Source organism: Leptotrichia rugosa, assembly GCF_041200005.1.
Taxonomy (GTDB): Bacteria; Fusobacteriota; Fusobacteriia; order Fusobacteriales; family Leptotrichiaceae; genus Leptotrichia; species Leptotrichia rugosa.
The window spans coordinates 420,274-435,099 of the sequence record NZ_CP165644.1 but is presented as its reverse complement, the minus strand read 5'-3'; the positions used below and the strand labels follow the sequence as shown (position 1 = coordinate 435,099).

Annotated in this window: 17 protein-coding genes; 10 read left to right on the top strand and 7 right to left on the bottom strand. The window is 27.6% G+C overall.

Annotation, left to right across the window (positions count from 1 at the left end; translation table 11 throughout):
• Positions 1 to 83 precede the first annotated feature (83 nt).
• On the bottom strand, positions 84 to 2,021 hold the full coding sequence (locus AB8B22_RS02150) for an aconitate hydratase (RefSeq protein ID WP_369711481.1): 1,938 nt from the start codon (positions 2,019 to 2,021) through the stop codon (positions 84 to 86).
• A gap of 192 nt (positions 2,022 to 2,213) precedes the next feature.
• On the opposite strand from AB8B22_RS02150, the gene AB8B22_RS02145 reads away from it, so the two are divergent.
• Together AB8B22_RS02145 and AB8B22_RS02140 are read left to right on the top strand one after the other, a co-directional pair.
• Positions 2,214 to 2,447 (top strand): hypothetical protein, encoded by a 234-nt coding sequence (locus tag AB8B22_RS02145; RefSeq protein WP_369711480.1) that lies wholly within the window; start codon positions 2,214 to 2,216, stop codon positions 2,445 to 2,447.
• A gap of 28 nt (positions 2,448 to 2,475) precedes the next feature.
• Positions 2,476 to 3,396, top strand: coding sequence for a CDP-glycerol glycerophosphotransferase family protein (locus AB8B22_RS02140; protein ID WP_369711479.1), 921 nt, complete (start codon positions 2,476 to 2,478; stop codon positions 3,394 to 3,396).
• A 107-nt stretch (positions 3,397 to 3,503) separates the two neighbouring features.
• On the opposite strand, the gene rpsT is transcribed toward AB8B22_RS02140, so the two are convergent.
• Complete coding sequence (gene rpsT, locus AB8B22_RS02135) at positions 3,504 to 3,770, bottom strand: 30S ribosomal protein S20 (protein ID WP_094079148.1); 267 nt, start codon at positions 3,768 to 3,770, stop codon at positions 3,504 to 3,506.
• Positions 3,771 to 4,253: 483 nt separating this feature from the next.
• Here rpsT and AB8B22_RS02130 point away from each other — a divergent pair, with 483 nt between their 5' ends.
• The 3 genes from AB8B22_RS02130 (at position 4,254) to AB8B22_RS02120 (ending at position 7,335) form a co-directional block, all read left to right on the top strand.
• A complete protein-coding gene (locus AB8B22_RS02130) occupies positions 4,254 to 4,835 on the top strand; it encodes a DUF1694 domain-containing protein (RefSeq protein WP_094079149.1) in 582 nt (193 codons plus the stop codon).
• Positions 4,828 to 6,096: a UDP-N-acetylglucosamine 1-carboxyvinyltransferase gene (gene murA / locus AB8B22_RS02125; RefSeq protein ID WP_369711478.1), complete on the top strand. Its 1,269-nt coding sequence runs from the start codon at positions 4,828 to 4,830 to the stop codon at positions 6,094 to 6,096. The genes AB8B22_RS02130 and murA overlap by 8 nt, the downstream gene beginning before the upstream one ends.
• Positions 6,097 to 6,585: 489 nt before the next feature.
• Positions 6,586 to 7,335 carry a class I SAM-dependent methyltransferase gene (locus AB8B22_RS02120; RefSeq protein ID WP_369711477.1) on the top strand — a complete coding sequence of 250 codons (750 nt, stop codon included), beginning with the start codon at positions 6,586 to 6,588 and terminating at the stop codon, positions 7,333 to 7,335.
• 221 nt (positions 7,336 to 7,556) lie between these two features.
• Here AB8B22_RS02120 and AB8B22_RS02115 read toward each other — a convergent pair whose 3' ends face one another.
• The 5 genes from AB8B22_RS02115 to AB8B22_RS02095 all read right to left on the bottom strand — a co-directional run bounded on the left by AB8B22_RS02115 (position 7,557) and on the right by AB8B22_RS02095 (position 11,337).
• Positions 7,557 to 8,648 carry an alpha-amylase family glycosyl hydrolase gene (locus AB8B22_RS02115; RefSeq protein WP_419951019.1) on the bottom strand — a complete coding sequence of 364 codons (1,092 nt, stop codon included), beginning with the start codon at positions 8,646 to 8,648 and terminating at the stop codon, positions 7,557 to 7,559.
• Between the two features lie 91 nt (positions 8,649 to 8,739).
• Positions 8,740 to 10,107 (bottom strand): alpha-amylase family glycosyl hydrolase, encoded by a 1,368-nt coding sequence (locus AB8B22_RS02110; protein WP_369711476.1) that lies wholly within the window; start codon positions 10,105 to 10,107, stop codon positions 8,740 to 8,742.
• A complete protein-coding gene (locus tag AB8B22_RS02105) occupies positions 10,104 to 10,568 on the bottom strand; it encodes a ComF family protein (protein WP_369711475.1) in 465 nt (154 codons plus the stop codon). Before AB8B22_RS02105 ends, AB8B22_RS02110 begins: the two co-directional genes overlap by 4 nt.
• Before the next feature lie 197 nt (positions 10,569 to 10,765).
• Positions 10,766 to 10,966 (bottom strand): zinc ribbon domain-containing protein, encoded by a 201-nt coding sequence (locus tag AB8B22_RS02100; protein ID WP_094079153.1) that lies wholly within the window; start codon positions 10,964 to 10,966, stop codon positions 10,766 to 10,768.
• 8 nt (positions 10,967 to 10,974) lie between these two features.
• Positions 10,975 to 11,337, bottom strand: coding sequence for a YraN family protein (locus tag AB8B22_RS02095; protein ID WP_369711474.1), 363 nt, complete (start codon positions 11,335 to 11,337; stop codon positions 10,975 to 10,977).
• Positions 11,338 to 11,672: 335 nt separating this feature from the next.
• On the opposite strand from AB8B22_RS02095, the gene AB8B22_RS02090 reads away from it, so the two are divergent.
• From AB8B22_RS02090 to AB8B22_RS02070, 5 genes are all read left to right on the top strand, one after another.
• Complete coding sequence (locus tag AB8B22_RS02090; protein ID WP_157697332.1) at positions 11,673 to 12,011, top strand: hypothetical protein; 339 nt, start codon at positions 11,673 to 11,675, stop codon at positions 12,009 to 12,011.
• A gap of 169 nt (positions 12,012 to 12,180) precedes the next feature.
• Complete coding sequence (locus AB8B22_RS02085; protein ID WP_369711473.1) at positions 12,181 to 12,849, top strand: sakacin A production response regulator; 669 nt, start codon at positions 12,181 to 12,183, stop codon at positions 12,847 to 12,849.
• 7 nt (positions 12,850 to 12,856) lie between these two features.
• Complete coding sequence (locus AB8B22_RS02080; RefSeq protein WP_369711472.1) at positions 12,857 to 13,765, top strand: hypothetical protein; 909 nt, start codon at positions 12,857 to 12,859, stop codon at positions 13,763 to 13,765.
• Positions 13,766 to 13,785: 20 nt separating this feature from the next.
• A complete protein-coding gene (locus AB8B22_RS02075; RefSeq protein WP_369711471.1) occupies positions 13,786 to 14,073 on the top strand; it encodes a J domain-containing protein in 288 nt (95 codons plus the stop codon).
• A 142-nt stretch (positions 14,074 to 14,215) separates the two neighbouring features.
• The gene (locus tag AB8B22_RS02070) at positions 14,216 to 14,803 is read left to right on the top strand and encodes an aminotransferase class I/II-fold pyridoxal phosphate-dependent enzyme (protein WP_369711470.1); all 588 of its coding nucleotides are present in this window, start codon (positions 14,216 to 14,218) and stop codon (positions 14,801 to 14,803) included.
• Positions 14,804 to 14,826: the final 23 nt, after the last annotated feature.

The following is a 14,826-nucleotide window of genomic DNA, read 5'->3' as shown; positions in this document are numbered from 1 at the left end:
TTTGTTATAGTTTATTTTAATAATTTAAAAAACTGTCACTTACTTTCCCAAAATAAATGACAATTTTTTAATTAAAAGAAAAATTAGTTTAAAAACTCATCACTTACTGCAAATTTCAAATATCCACCATATTTCAATATTTTAAGTTCTCTTGCTGAACCATTGAATTTTGCTTTAAATTCATTATTTTTTGTAAGATTTTTTACTGTAAATTCTCCTTTTGCTAAAGAATTTTCAACATCAGTCAACTGCAATTCATCATATTCGTCAATTCCGTCGTAATCGCTTTGATTTTCAAATTCTAAAGGAATTATTCCACTATTTATTAAATTTGCCTTGTGAATTCTTGCAAAAGATTTAGCAATTACAGCTTTTATTCCTAAATATAATGGAAGAAGCGCTGCATGTTCACGGCTTGAACCTTGTCCGTAGTTATCTCCACCAACTATGATTCCACCATCATTTTTTTCAGCTCTTTCTTTAAAATCAGGAATTATTGTTTCAAAACAATGTTGTGACAATTTTGGAATATTTGAACGGAATGGTAGTAATCCCGCATTTGATGGACAAATGTCATCTGTTGTTACATTATCTTTAGTTTTTAAAATAACTTTTTTTGTAATTGTATCTTTTAATTCTTCTCCAATTGGGAATGGTTTAATGTTTGGTCCCATCACAATTTTTACATTTTTTCTCTCATTTTCATCTTGGCTTGGGAAAATAAAATAATTTTCTGAAGATTCAAATTTTTCTGGCTGCTTAATAATTATTTCTTCACCCAAAGTACGAGGATCTGTCAAATATCCTGTAAGAGCCGAAGCTGCCGCAGTTTCTGTACTAACCAGATAAACTTCAGCGTTCATTGTTCCACATCTTCCTTTAAAGTTACGGTTAAATGTTCTAAGCGAAATTCCATTTGATTTTGGTGCCTGCCCCATTCCGATACAAGGTCCACAAGCTGCTTCCAAAAGTCTTGCTCCTGCTCCGATAAATTTAGCAAGTGCTCCATTTTCAGAAATCATTTTCATAATGTTGCTTGAACCAGGCGACAACACTAAGCTCACATCTGGATGAACCTTTTTCCCGTCAAGAATTTTTGCAAGTTTCATAAAATCTGAATAAGAAGAGTTTGTGCAAGAACCTATTGCAATTTGGTCAACTTTTATTTTTTCATCTGGAATTTCATGTACATTGTCTGGACTGTGTGGAAATGCTGCAAGCGGTACCAAATCATCCAAATTTACAATTAACTTTTTATCATACACTGCATCTGCATCTGGCAGTAATTCAATGAAATCAGATTCTCTTGACTGTTTTTTAAGAAAATCTCTGGTAATTTCGTCACTTGGGAAAATTGAGGTTGTAGCTCCTAGTTCAGCTCCCATATTTGTAATTGTGGCCCTATCTTCCACAGAAAGGGATTTTATTCCTTCTCCAGTATATTCCATCACAAATCCAACTCCACCTTTTACAGTAAGTTCCTTTAAAACATAAAGAATTATATCTTTTGCCGAAACCCAAGGTTTTAATTTTCCTCTTAATTCAATGTTATAAACTTTTGGAACTTTTAAATAATAAAGTCCTCTTGCCATTCCAATTGCAACGTCAAGTCCACCCGCCCCAATTGCTATCATTCCAAGTCCTCCGCCAGTTGGAGTGTGGCTATCTGAACCAATCAAAACTTTTCCTGGTTTTCCGAATTTTTCTAGATGCAATCTGTGACAAATTCCATTTCCAGGTTTTGAAAAAACTATGTTATGCTTTGCCGCTGATGTCTTTATAAATTCGTGGTCGTCTGCATTTTCAAAGCTTGACTGAAGCATATTATGGTCGACATATGCAACAGAAATATCAGTTACGACTTTATCCACATTCATCGCATTTAATTGAAGATATGCCATCGTCCCAGTTGAATCTTGTGTAAGTGTCTGATTTACTTTTACAGCGATTTCATTTCCAGCTTTCAGCTCACCTTTTAACAAATTGTTCTTTAAAATTTTGTAAGTTAAACTCATTCCCATTTTATTACCTCCTAAATATTAAGTTCTCATTTCATCACATTTTATATTATATTCTGCAAATCAAAGATTGTCAATAATTTGATTATAAAAAAATTATTTTGATAAAAAAAGTATGGAAAAATTTTGAAAGATATAGTATAATTTTATAAAAAAATCTAATGTTACAGAATAGAAAGGAAAAAAATAAAAAAAATGAATAAAATGAAATATTTAGTAAATATGTTAATTGCCTATATTTTATATCCTTTTAAAAAAAATTCATTTAAAAAGAAAAAAATCTGGATTGTGGGTGGAAATGCTGGTGAACTTTATGTTGACAACGGTCGTGCAATGTACGAATATTTAAGAGCAAAAGAAGGAATCGAAGAATACTGGGTAATTAACAAAAATTCAAAATCAGCGCAAAAAATTAAAAAAATTAATTAAAGGTAGCATAAAAAGTTATTTATATTTTATGAATTCTGAAGTTGTGCTATTTTCTCACTCAATTTCTGCTGATATAGTCCCTTACCTTTTCGTTGTCCCGCTTTTAAAAAGATTTCACAAAAAAGTTTTTAAAGTTTTCCTAAATCACGGAACAGTCGGATTTAAAGTCAATCATCCGATGAATAAAAAGACGCAAAAAATTGCTCAAGACATTGTAAAATCTTATGACTTAAACATTTGCGACTCCAATTTTGAAAAGAATATAAAGACTAAAGTATGGTGGCAGATTCCAGAAAATACTGCAGTTATAACAGGTTATCCCAGATATGATAAACTTTACAATGTGAAAAGTTCTCAAAAAGAAATACTTTTTATGCCAACTTGGAGAAATTGGATAAAATCAGAAAATTTAAAAATTGAAGATACAGATTATTTTAAAAATATTACAAATTTGATTACAGATCCAAAATTAAATGAATTTCTTAAAAAAAATAATATAAAATTCAATATTTACATTCATCAGCTTATGCAAGATTATTTAAAAAATTTCGACAATATAGAACTTTCTGAAAATGTAAAAATTTTACCAGCTGATGCTGAAATTACGCAAGAACTTGAAAAATCTGAAATTTTAATTACTGATTATTCTAGCGTTGCATATGACTTTTATTACTTAAATAAACCAATAATATTTTTTCAGTTTGACAAAGATGAATATGACAAAAAAGTTGGCTCATATGTAAAAAATAAAGATTTATTTGGAATACAGGTAAAAAGTGTGGAAAAATGTGTCGAAAATATCATAAAAATTTCAGAAAATAATTTTAACTACGATAAGAATTTAATAGAAAAATTTGAAAAATTACAGCCAAAATTTTTGAAATACACAGATAAAAAAAATTGCGATAGAGTTTACACTGAAATCATAAAACATTTAAAAAATAAATAAAAAAATAAAACTACCTTTTTATGTGAGGTAGTTTTTTATACTCAAATTTTTTAAGTTCATTATTGAAAGTATAATTTAAAAAAAATTTTTTTTAAACTAATAATAATTTAGTTAGCTAATTTATTGATTTTTAATGCAAGTCTTGATTTTTTTCTTGAAGCAGTATTTTTTTTGATTACACCTTTAGTTACAGCTTTATCTAGTTCTTTGTAAGCTACTTGTAATGCTGTTTTAGCTTCGTCGACATTTTTAGCTTCCACAGCTTTTATAACTTTTTTTACAAAAGTTCTAGTTCTACTTTTAATTGCTTGGTTTCTAAGTGCATTTCTTTCACCTATGAATACTCTTTTTTTAGATGCTTTAGAATTTGCCATTTTTTCACTCCTTTCGACAAAATTTATATTTTTGCTAATACGCAGTCAAACAATTTTAAAAAGACATAGCGCCGAATATCTATTGTTTGGCTAAACTACTACTTTTTTCTTTTTAAATTTGTAATTACTATGAATATCAGAATTCACATAATATATTATCATTTTTTTCAATAAAAATCAAGTAATTTGCACTAAAAATTTTTTAGGATCCATTTTTCACTTTTAAAATTAATTTAAAAAAAAACAAAAAATTTGAATATTTATTTGATAAAATTCTCTCTTATAAACTATAATAATAAAATTTTTACCAATTTTTGTTAAAAATTTATGAAAAAACTTTTTTTTAATTATTGTTGAGAATTATTAAAAAAAGTAGTATAATATAAAAATAAATTGAAAGTCTGAATTTTTTTAGATTTTTTTATTTTGATAAAAAAATAACTTGATTTTGAGTTGTTTTATTTAGATGAATTGGAGAAAAAAATGAAATACAATGATACAGATTTTATGAGAGATGTAGAAAAAGTTGCAGATAGAGCGCATAGCGCAAAAATTGAATGCAGTTTATATTTGGGAGAATACAAAGAAAGAGTGATAAAGGCTTTGACATTTGATGAAGTTAATGAAAAAGGCATTTATTATGAAATCGAAGAAGCTATGGAAGACAAAAACGCCTACAAGCTATTAATTTCTCACCAAGCTGATTTTGTCAATATAAAAAAATATATTGAAATCGCCAAGAAAAAAGGAATGTCATACAAAATGATTGATAGTTTAGAATACTCAGGGGATATCGCTCTTGTCGTCGCTGCTAAAGATGCAATTGAACACGGTGAAAATGACAATATTTTAGTACAACCTAAATTGGAAGTTATAAAGCAGAAAAATTTACCGGAAATTTATTATAAATCAATGGAAAAATGTATTTGTGAATTTCATTTAGATATAGTTCGAAAAGAATTGCCAAATTATATAAAAAACTATAAAGAAATAGGATTCTTGGACAAATTATTTGGTTCAAAATGTCCAATATGTCAAAAATTAGGAGGAAAAAAGCGTGGTTGATGGATTTAAAATAAAAGGAAAAAATAGTTTAAACGGAACTATAAAAGTAAGCGGAGCAAAAAATGCAGCTCTTCCAATCCTTATCGGAACACTTGTTGCAGAAGGGGAATATATTTTAAGAAATGTACCAAATTTAAGAGATATCAGAGTTACAATGAAACTTTTAGAAGATTTGGGAATGAAAACCGAAAAATTAGACGAAACTACTTATAAAATTGTAAATGAAGGATTTAAAAGAAATGAAGCTAGTTACGAAATTGTAAAACAGATGAGAGCTTCATTTTTGGTAATGGGACCTATGATTGCCAATCTTGACGAAACAGTTGTTTCACTTCCAGGAGGATGTGCAATTGGTTCAAGACCTGTTGACCTGCATTTAAAAGGATTTGAGCTTTTGGGTGCAGAAATTACTAGAATTCATGGATATGTTCATGCAAAATCAGATAATTTAAAAGGGTCAGAAATTCCATTAGGATTTCCAAGCGTTGGCGCAACTCAAAATATCATGATGGCTGCAGTAAAAATTCCAGGAAAAACTATCATTTCAAATGCTGCAAGAGAGCCTGAGATAGTAGATTTAGGAAACTTTTTAATAAAAATGGGAGCAAAAATTAAAGGACTTGGAACTACTAGAATTGAAATTGAAGGAGTAAAAGATTTACATGCCGTTGAATATTCAATTATGCCAGATAGAATTGAAGCTGGAACTTATGTTATCGCTTCTTTGATAACTGATGGAGATTTAAAAATTCAAGATGCCAGACTTGACGACTTGGGTGAATTCAAATCTGACCTGGAAAAAATGGGTGTGAAATTTAAAGAAGAAGGGAATATTTTAACTGTGGAAGGAAATTTAAAAGAATTAAAACCTTGTAATGTTAAAACTCTTCCACATCCAGGATTTCCAACTGATATGCAGCCACAGATGATGTTACTTCAAACATTGGTAAACGGAACTAGCACAATGGAAGAGACTGTATTTGAAAACAGATTTATGCATGTGCCAGAATTTAACAGAATGGGTGCTGACATTATGATAAAAAGAGGAATTGCCGTTATAAATGGAGGAGTTTCACTAACTGGTGCCGCTGTCATGTCTTCAGATTTAAGAGCTGGAGCTGCACTTGTACTTGCTGGACTTGCTGCCGAAGGGGAAACTATCGTAAACAGAGTTTATCACATTGATCGTGGATATGACAGACTAGAAGCTAAATTAAACGCTGTCGGTGCTGATATTCAAAGAATTAAACTTGATATCTAAAAATAAACAATATTTTGAATAATAAAAAAGAAGTTGTCTCAAAATGCTTAAAATTTTGAGTTCAGCTTCTATTTTTTTGTCCAAATTCAATATCCTTATCTAAAATTTCTTTTTTCAGATACTTTTCTATACAATTTTTCTCTATAGTTCTAGTAGTATTAATACCGTCAAACATGGCATATGCGATGATTCAAGGATATTAACTCCAATATCCATAGGCAAAAACAATTGATAATTTGGAAAAAATATAGTACAATTAGTTAAATGGTTATTGTTATTTATCATAATTCAATTATACCATTTTACAGAGATTTTATAGTGAAACCACTTTAAAGTAAAAATGAGAAATGTTCAGTTAATTAGTTTCTGTATGGAATTATCAGTTCGATATTAAAGGGATTTGACTATATATAGTATCATCTGTGTAATTTAGAAAATTCATTATAAATAAATTTAGTTTGTATAATAAAAAAATTGAAAGAGAGTGCTATGATAAGAACTGATAAGGAAAAATTTCTAGAAAAAATTAAAGAAAATATTGATATTGAAAACTTAAAAGGAGATGGGAAAATATTTTCATATGTAAATAGAGATTATCTCGCAGGAGATAATAAAAAATATATGAATATGTATGATAAGTTATCATTCTGGTATGATTTTGGTGAAAAATGGATAGGATTGTTCAGATATGGTAATACAGTTTCAGAAATGAGAAAAAATCTTATGAAACATCTGGAGTGGAGAAATGGCATTTCTGTTTTATATGTTTCTATCGGTACAGGAAAAGATTTAAATTTTATTCCACAGAATGTTGATTTAAAATCTTTAGATTTTACAGGTATAGACATTTCCTATGGAATGTTAAAAAAATGTCATTCCATCTGGAAAAAAAGAACAAATCTTACATTAGTAAATTGCTGTGCTGAAGATTTACCTTTTAAAGACAATGTTTTTGATATTGTTTTTCATGTGGGAGGAATTAATTTTTTTACTGATAAGGCTCTAGCTATAAAAGAAATGATTCGTGTATCAAAACCTGGTTCAAAGATAATGATAGCGGATGAAACCGCAGATTTTATTGGAACTCAATATAAGAAAAGTATTTTTACAAAAAATTACTATAAAAATACAGATTTTGATTTGAGTGAAATCCAGAAATGTATACCTGAGAGTGTAAAAGAAAAGAAGACAGATTTTTTATGGAACAACAGATTTTATTGTATTACATTCAGAAAATAGAGCCAAAATAGAAAAACAGCACCTTCAATATCAAATTTAAGATAGAAAGTGCTGTTTTTAAAATATCTCTTCATGTATAGATAGTGAAATTCCTTTAATATCGAACTGATAATTCCATACAGAAACTAAATTTACCTTTTTTTATTTATCAAAATTTTTCTAAACTAAATTTTATAAAAAAATAAAAGTCCTAAAAAAGAACTTTTATTAATTATATTTTTTTATTTTTTATTTTTTCTAAATGAGTCAAACATATTTTTTGCATTGCTGTAGAGAACTTTTACTTCGTAAGGTTTTACATCCACTTGGATTTTTCTCTCAGAAATCGCATAATTCTCTTTTGGATTTAACTGATTTTTATAAAATCCAAACATTTTGGGAACATTTAAGTTTAGCGGATAACTGTCGGCACTGTTGTTTACCAAAACTATGATTGATTCATTTCCCAAGGAAATTTCATAGGAAATAAAATCTGTATTTGGTTTTGGTGGCGTGTAGTCACGACCTTGATATAATTTTGCTCTTCTTGTTTCATCAGCTAAATATGCTGCAATTTCAGTGTCAACTCTACCTTTTGTCTTTTCATCGCCATAAACCTCCAATATTCTAAGTTTTCCATTTTTAAACAGATTTTTGTGCTCTTTTCTTATTTTTAATAAACTTCTGTAATGATTTTCAATTTCTTTATTGCTCGTAACTGGATAAGAAATAAATTTTTGCACTTCATTTATTTCCACCGAATCCGGCAAATTTCTAAGCACTTTTTTATATTTACTTATGTCATCAGTTTCGTTATCATATGGATCATAATCTTCCCACAGCATAGGTTTTCTATTTCGAGGCGAATCTGATCCCCACATTCCCTTCTCATCTCCATAATAAATAATGGGAGTTGCAGGCAGCATCATTTGCATTGAAACTACTCTTTTTAATTTATTTATCGCAGTTCCATCGTATAAATCAGGTCTTATGTTCAAATATTGGTTCGACTGATTATTTCTGTCGTAAACACGGTTTGTGTTTATCATTCCACTAAAAATTCTGTCTGTATCCAGTGAACCTATAAAAAGTTGTGTCATGTTAAATCTGTTAGCTGAATACTTATTATAAATTTCGTTTAATTTTGAAGCAAATTCCACTCCATTTATACGATAATTCGGATTTGTATTTACAGTGTACTTAATTATATTATTAACAACATTGTAATCCGCCCCACTGTCGTAAACTCCATCATCTATATCTTTTGTAAAACTGTTGGAAAACTCTCCAGTTATTAATAAATCTGGCTTATATTGCTTTAAATTTTCTGTAATTTCCGCTATATATTCTTTATTTCTATCATCATAATAAACATATCTAATTCCATCAATCCCGTCATCATAAACATTTTTCTTAAAAGTCTGGTCATAAAATCCATTTTTTCATTGAATTTTCAAAATAATTTTGAACTTCCTTATTGCTCAAATCAAGCACCGTGTCTTTTAAATACCAATTTTTAAATTCTTTATTTTCTCTTGCAAAAAAAGCTCCAGAAGTCACATCTGGCGCAACTTCCAAAACAACTTTCAAGCCTTTCTGATGCGCCTTTTTTACAAGACTTGCAAGAACTAAGTCAGAATCAGTCCAAACCCAGCTATTTGTATTTCTCAAATCTTCCCCAAGCAAATTTTTATCAGTTGTCGGATTAAAAACTAATAAATTTAATTCTTTGTCACCGTTGACATTGTGAACAGGTGCTTTTATATCAAGTGCCTTTATTGTCCCAGTCTGCTCAATAACTCCGAAATATGGATCCACATGATTAAAGTAAATTGTATCATATTTGTGGTTTGACAGCGAATAAAAAGGCGATGATAAAATTATATATTCCACTCCTAAATTTTTCAAATAATCCAATTTTTCTTCAACACCTTTTAAATCTCCACCATAATAACGTGTATAATTTTGCACTTCATTTAAGGCACTCTCTTCCCATTCATTTTTTTCTTCATAATTACTGTTCCATTCATTTAATGAAAACTGAGGTTTGCTTCCATCTCCCCATTCAGCTAAAAGAAGCTCCCTTTTTGTAGTTCCCGAACGAATCTCTCCAGTTGGCGCAGAAAAGTCATCGGTTCCAAATTCATTAAAAATTGCATCGTTGTCGACATCTCCATTTCTAAATGAATCAATATAAATTTGGTAACCAACAGAGCCTTTTGCCCAATCTGGAATCTGTGTCAATTTTTTTGAATTTGTATATTCAAACGGAATTACAGAACTTCTATTTTTTGTCAAGTTTCTTCCCATAAAATATTTTGTCTTGGCGTCAGTTATTTCAAAATAATAATCTTTGATTGTATCTGGAACTTCTGCTAAAAATGTTTCATTTCCACCATAATTCCCAATTCCACGCATCATTTTTTTTCCATTTTTGTAAATCACTTCCACCGAATAGACATCATTATTTTTGGTTTTCATAAGTATTTTTACATTTTTTCCATCTTTCACACGATATTCAGAATTTTCTTCGTGTTTTAAAGAGTTTACATCTATTATTCCGTCATTTCTCTGACTGTACTTCAAGTTTTCATTTGCACTTTTATTTTCTTGTTCGTCTATAATTTCTTCATCTATTTTTGAGCTGTCATCTATAATTTCTTGCGTTGATTCGTCCAGATGCTCCATATTTGTATCTGCATTGTTCACTTTATCACTTTTTTCTTTTGAAAAAGAAAGAGTTGTACCAATTATAAATAACAGAACTGTCATTTTTAATTTTAATTTGCTCATATTTCTCCTTTACTTTTTTTAATTTCTTTTGCCGCCGCAAGACAAAAAACGATAATATTTAAATTTTTAATTTTAGAACTTTGTAAAATCTCATTTTTTATTTCTTTCAAAGTCGCTCCAGTCGTGACAATGTCGTCAACTATCAAAATATTTTTATTATTAAAATCAATTCCTTCAGAAATTTCAAATGCGCCTTTTATATTTTTTTTCCTTTTTTCCTCGTCCAAAATTAACGCCATTTTTTTAGTATTTTTTGTCCTTTTAATTTTACAATATTTTGTTTCTAAATAATTTAGAATCTCGTCAACTTGATTAAAACCCCGTTGACTTTTTCTCTTTTTACTTACAGGCACACTTACAACAATATCTATTTTTTCTTTTTCAGAATAAAATAAAATTCTTTTTTTATAATTTCCGAAATAAATTTTACCAAAATTTTTTTCTATTATATTTATACTCATATATCAATCTTTTAAATTCATTGTTATAATCCCACAAATAATAAATATTATTAAGTTTTCGCAATTTTTTTAAATCATTAAAAATTTTTTTAGTCTTTTTTGAAACTATTTCGTACTCAACTAATTCCTCCCCAGAAATTATATCTTTGTTTCTAAAAAAAATTCCTTTAAATTTAAAAATCTCGCTTTTTAATTTATCAATAATTTTTAACTGGGTCTTTGACTTTTTCAAGCACTTTAGTTGAGTACATTTCAGTATATCCACAATTTTGACATATTTTTAAATAAAACATATCTATTCCGATTTTCGCTTTTGTCGTTTTCGTTGTCGGCACCGCTATTTTTTTTATTTCAAATGTTTTTTCACCACATTTCAAGCATCTTTCATTATTTCTCATATTTCACCTCAAAACGCATTTTTTATCCATTCAATATTATTAGAAAAACTGTCTATTCCAATAATATCATACCTTACGCCACTATTCCATTTATTTTTTAATATATATATCTGTGAAGTCGCCAAAATCTTTTTTTGCTTTTCTTGCGTAACCATTTCAACAGCTTTCCCAAAAGAATTATTTTTTCTATATTTAACTTCCACAAAAACAAGTGTTTCGTCATTTTCAAAATCTTTAAAAATCAAGTCAATCTCCCCATATCTGCTAGAAAAATTTTTTTCAACAAAAACAAGCCCTTGTAAAACCAAATACTTTTTAGCAATTTTTTCATATTTAAACCCAATTTCTCTCTTATTTCTCAATTTTACCATCTTAATAAACTAATTCCCCTTTTTTATTTTTCTAAAAATATTTTATCACATTTGAAGTGAAAAAACAAAATTTTCATTTTTTATAATTTTTATGAATTTGTTTTGAATTATTAATTTTATTATAATATTCATTATTATTCATATTTTAATATTTTTTATCAATATATAATTTTTTTAATCAACAAACTAAAATACAAGATAAAACTAATTAAAAAATCAAGAAAAAAAGGTATAACTTTAATGTAAAAGAAAAAAATTGGATATTTTTTTATTATATAAAATATTCATTTAAAAAATTATAAAAGAGGAAGTGAGTTTTTATGAAAAAAATATTAATGCTAATGTTATTATTAGGTAGTTTTGCTTTTGGTAAAAGTCTATCAATCAAAACTGGAAAATCAGATAGATGTGTTCCAGCAGATTCTAAAATTCATTATCAAGGAATAGATTCTTTTAATGAAGGATATTATGCTCATCTATATAATTATGCTAATTGTAAAATAAATGGGCATTATTTTAACAATGTACAATTAGTAATAATTACAAATAGTAGCAATAAATTTACAGACACGCTTTCATCTTTATCATTTTATCCAAATAAAATTGTATACTATTCTCCAAGTGAAAATAAAATTTCATTTAATATAAATAAAGTGGTATCATGGAAACGTTAAATAACAATTAAAAAATTTTCGTTCAAACCTCTGAATAATGTATAATAAAATAATTATACATATTTGGAGGTTTTTATTTTGGATAATATAAATTAAAAGATATAAAAAAATTGCAAAAAAATATGATATAATTTAAAAAAAATCAAAACAAAAGGAGATAAAAATAAAAATGAGTAAAAAATTTAATTACAAACCATTAATTGAATATACAAATTATGAAAGAAAAAAATATATAAAACCTGAAAAAGCTGGAGATTTAAAAGAAGATATGGAGCTTTTTAGAAAAAATGGGCAAAATGCTAGAAAAGTTTTTACGGAAATTGCAAAGGCTTTGAAAGAAAAAACAGATGGATTTCATTTGCAAAAAGTTAGCAGCTGGATGAATCAGGCTCAGATTGCAAGACCTTATCTTTGGGTGTTTTTACGACAAGATGGGGATAGTGAAAGTGAATCAGGGATTGCGTTGAGAGTTTTTAAAAATGAGAAGACTAAGAAAATTGGGATTTCGCTTGAAGTGAGTTTTGTTGAGCGTAAAATTGGGGAAAATACGCTTGAAAATCAGAATAAAGTTTTGGAAGTGCCGATTGATGAACCACTTTATTATTTTGTGCAATTTGCGAAAAGTAAGGAAAACTGTGCTTTGGATAGATTTGAAGGAAATGAAAAAAATAGAGAAAAATTTCTTAAAGAGTGGAAAAATGGGGAAATCAGGAAAGTTTTGGTTAAGTTTGATGTGGAAGAAATTGAGAGATTTGAGAGTTTGGATGAGCTTGTTGAGGAATTTTTGAAGGGATTTGAATTGTTAATACCGTTTTATTTGAAAACAAAGGAGATTTAGGAAGAAAATGATTTTGGATTTTGATAAAATGTATAATTGGATATTGGAATTTATTAATTTTCTTTCGTATGAAGTTCGTCCGTTAGAAAAATATGACAGATTTTTAAAAAATTTTCACCTTAATTTTAATGCAAATGAAAAAAGAATGATTATTAAATTTATGAATGAAGATGGAATATTTAATCACACTTATAATTTAACGGATTTTGAAAAGAAACTATTAAAGTATAACTTAAATAATCTGAGTGAAATAGAAAACATGTCAAATTATTTACCTGATGAAGCTAAGGATTTAATTGAAATTTCTGAAAAAATTAAAAGTAAAAAGGAAGAAGATAATGAAAAAGGGTATGAAAAATTTATTGAAAATTTTTTGGATATTAAAATTTTTAAGCTGTTTGGAAAAAATATAACTTTGTATTCTAAAAAAGATGTGGAAAATTCAAATATATTAAAGAGAATAATCAAATTAATGACATACAGGTTAAAAAATGAATTTAATGTAATTAATAATTTGATGTATATTTTTGATATGAAATTTTCAAAAGATAATATTGCATTGAAATTGTATGGTTGCTTATATGTTGGTGCGTTGATCTTTGGTTGTATTTTATATTTATTTTTTAATGAAATTATGATTATGTGGATACTTTTTATATTTTTCATAATATCAGAATATATAAATGTGTTGCTAAAAGAAAAAAATTTTGAATGGAATAAGAATAATGAATCGAGTTTTTTAATGTTTTTTCTAATTACAGTAATATATATTTATACTATGTCTTTTAGATTTGAACTTGTATACCAGTATATGATTTTAAATTTAATGATATTTTTTAAAACAATAGCAATTTCGTGTTTGAGATATAAACGATTGAAAAATTTTTCAAAGAAAGTTTTAGATATGTTTATTTAAAAAAGTAAGGAGTGATAATTTTGAATTTTGACGAAGCGTTTAAAATACTGGAAATAGAGCCGACAGCTGATAAGAAGAAAATAAAAATTGCATATTCTAAAATGTTAAAAAAATATCATTCTGAGGAGTTTCCTGAGATGTTTATGAAGATTAATGAAGCGTATAGGGTTGCTTTGGAATTTGAAAAATTTGATTTTAATTTAATTTATTCAATATATTTTATTTATTACTATTATACCTTATATTCTAAAGATTGTGATTTAAATAACGTTTGTTTTTTGTGTATTTTTTTTTTTTGCATAATTTAATTTTGAGCATTGCACAGTACTATTTCTGCTTAAATAATGAATATTTATAAATATTCAAATATATGTTTGATTTTAAAAGATTTGTAAGGGAAAATGAAATGAGAGATTGTATAAAAATGATTTTTTTGAAAAGGAGGGAAAAATGGATTTTCATGGTGGAAATATTTATAAAGTATTTAGGGAAAAAAATATAAAAGAAATACTGGATTACAGTTCAAATATCAATCCTTACGGAGTGCCTAAGAGTTTAAAGCAGAAGATTGCTGAAAATATTGGGATTCTTGAGAAGTATCCTGACCCTGATTATGTGGAATTGCGTGAAAAATTGGCTCAGCTGAATAAAGTTGAACTGGAAAATATTGTGCTGGGAAATGGTGCAACAGAAGCTATATTTTTGTTCATAAAAGTAATAAAGCCCGAAAAAGTGCTGATTGTGTCGCCTACTTTTGGTGAATATGAAAGGGCAGTAAGAGCGTGCAAAAATTCTGAAAGTCAGAAAATTGAAATTGAATATTTTGAATTAGAAGAAAAAGATGAGTTTAATCTTAATATTGGGAAATTAAAAAAGGAACTTGAGAAAAAATATGATTTGGCAATAATTTGCAATCCGAATAATCCGACTGGAAAATTTTTAAAAATGGCTGAAACAAGGGAATACGATAAATTGGCACAAATTTTGAGAGAAAATGTGGATATTGATAAGGTTTATGAAATAATGGGAATGGAATAAATTGACATTTGTAATAAAAATTT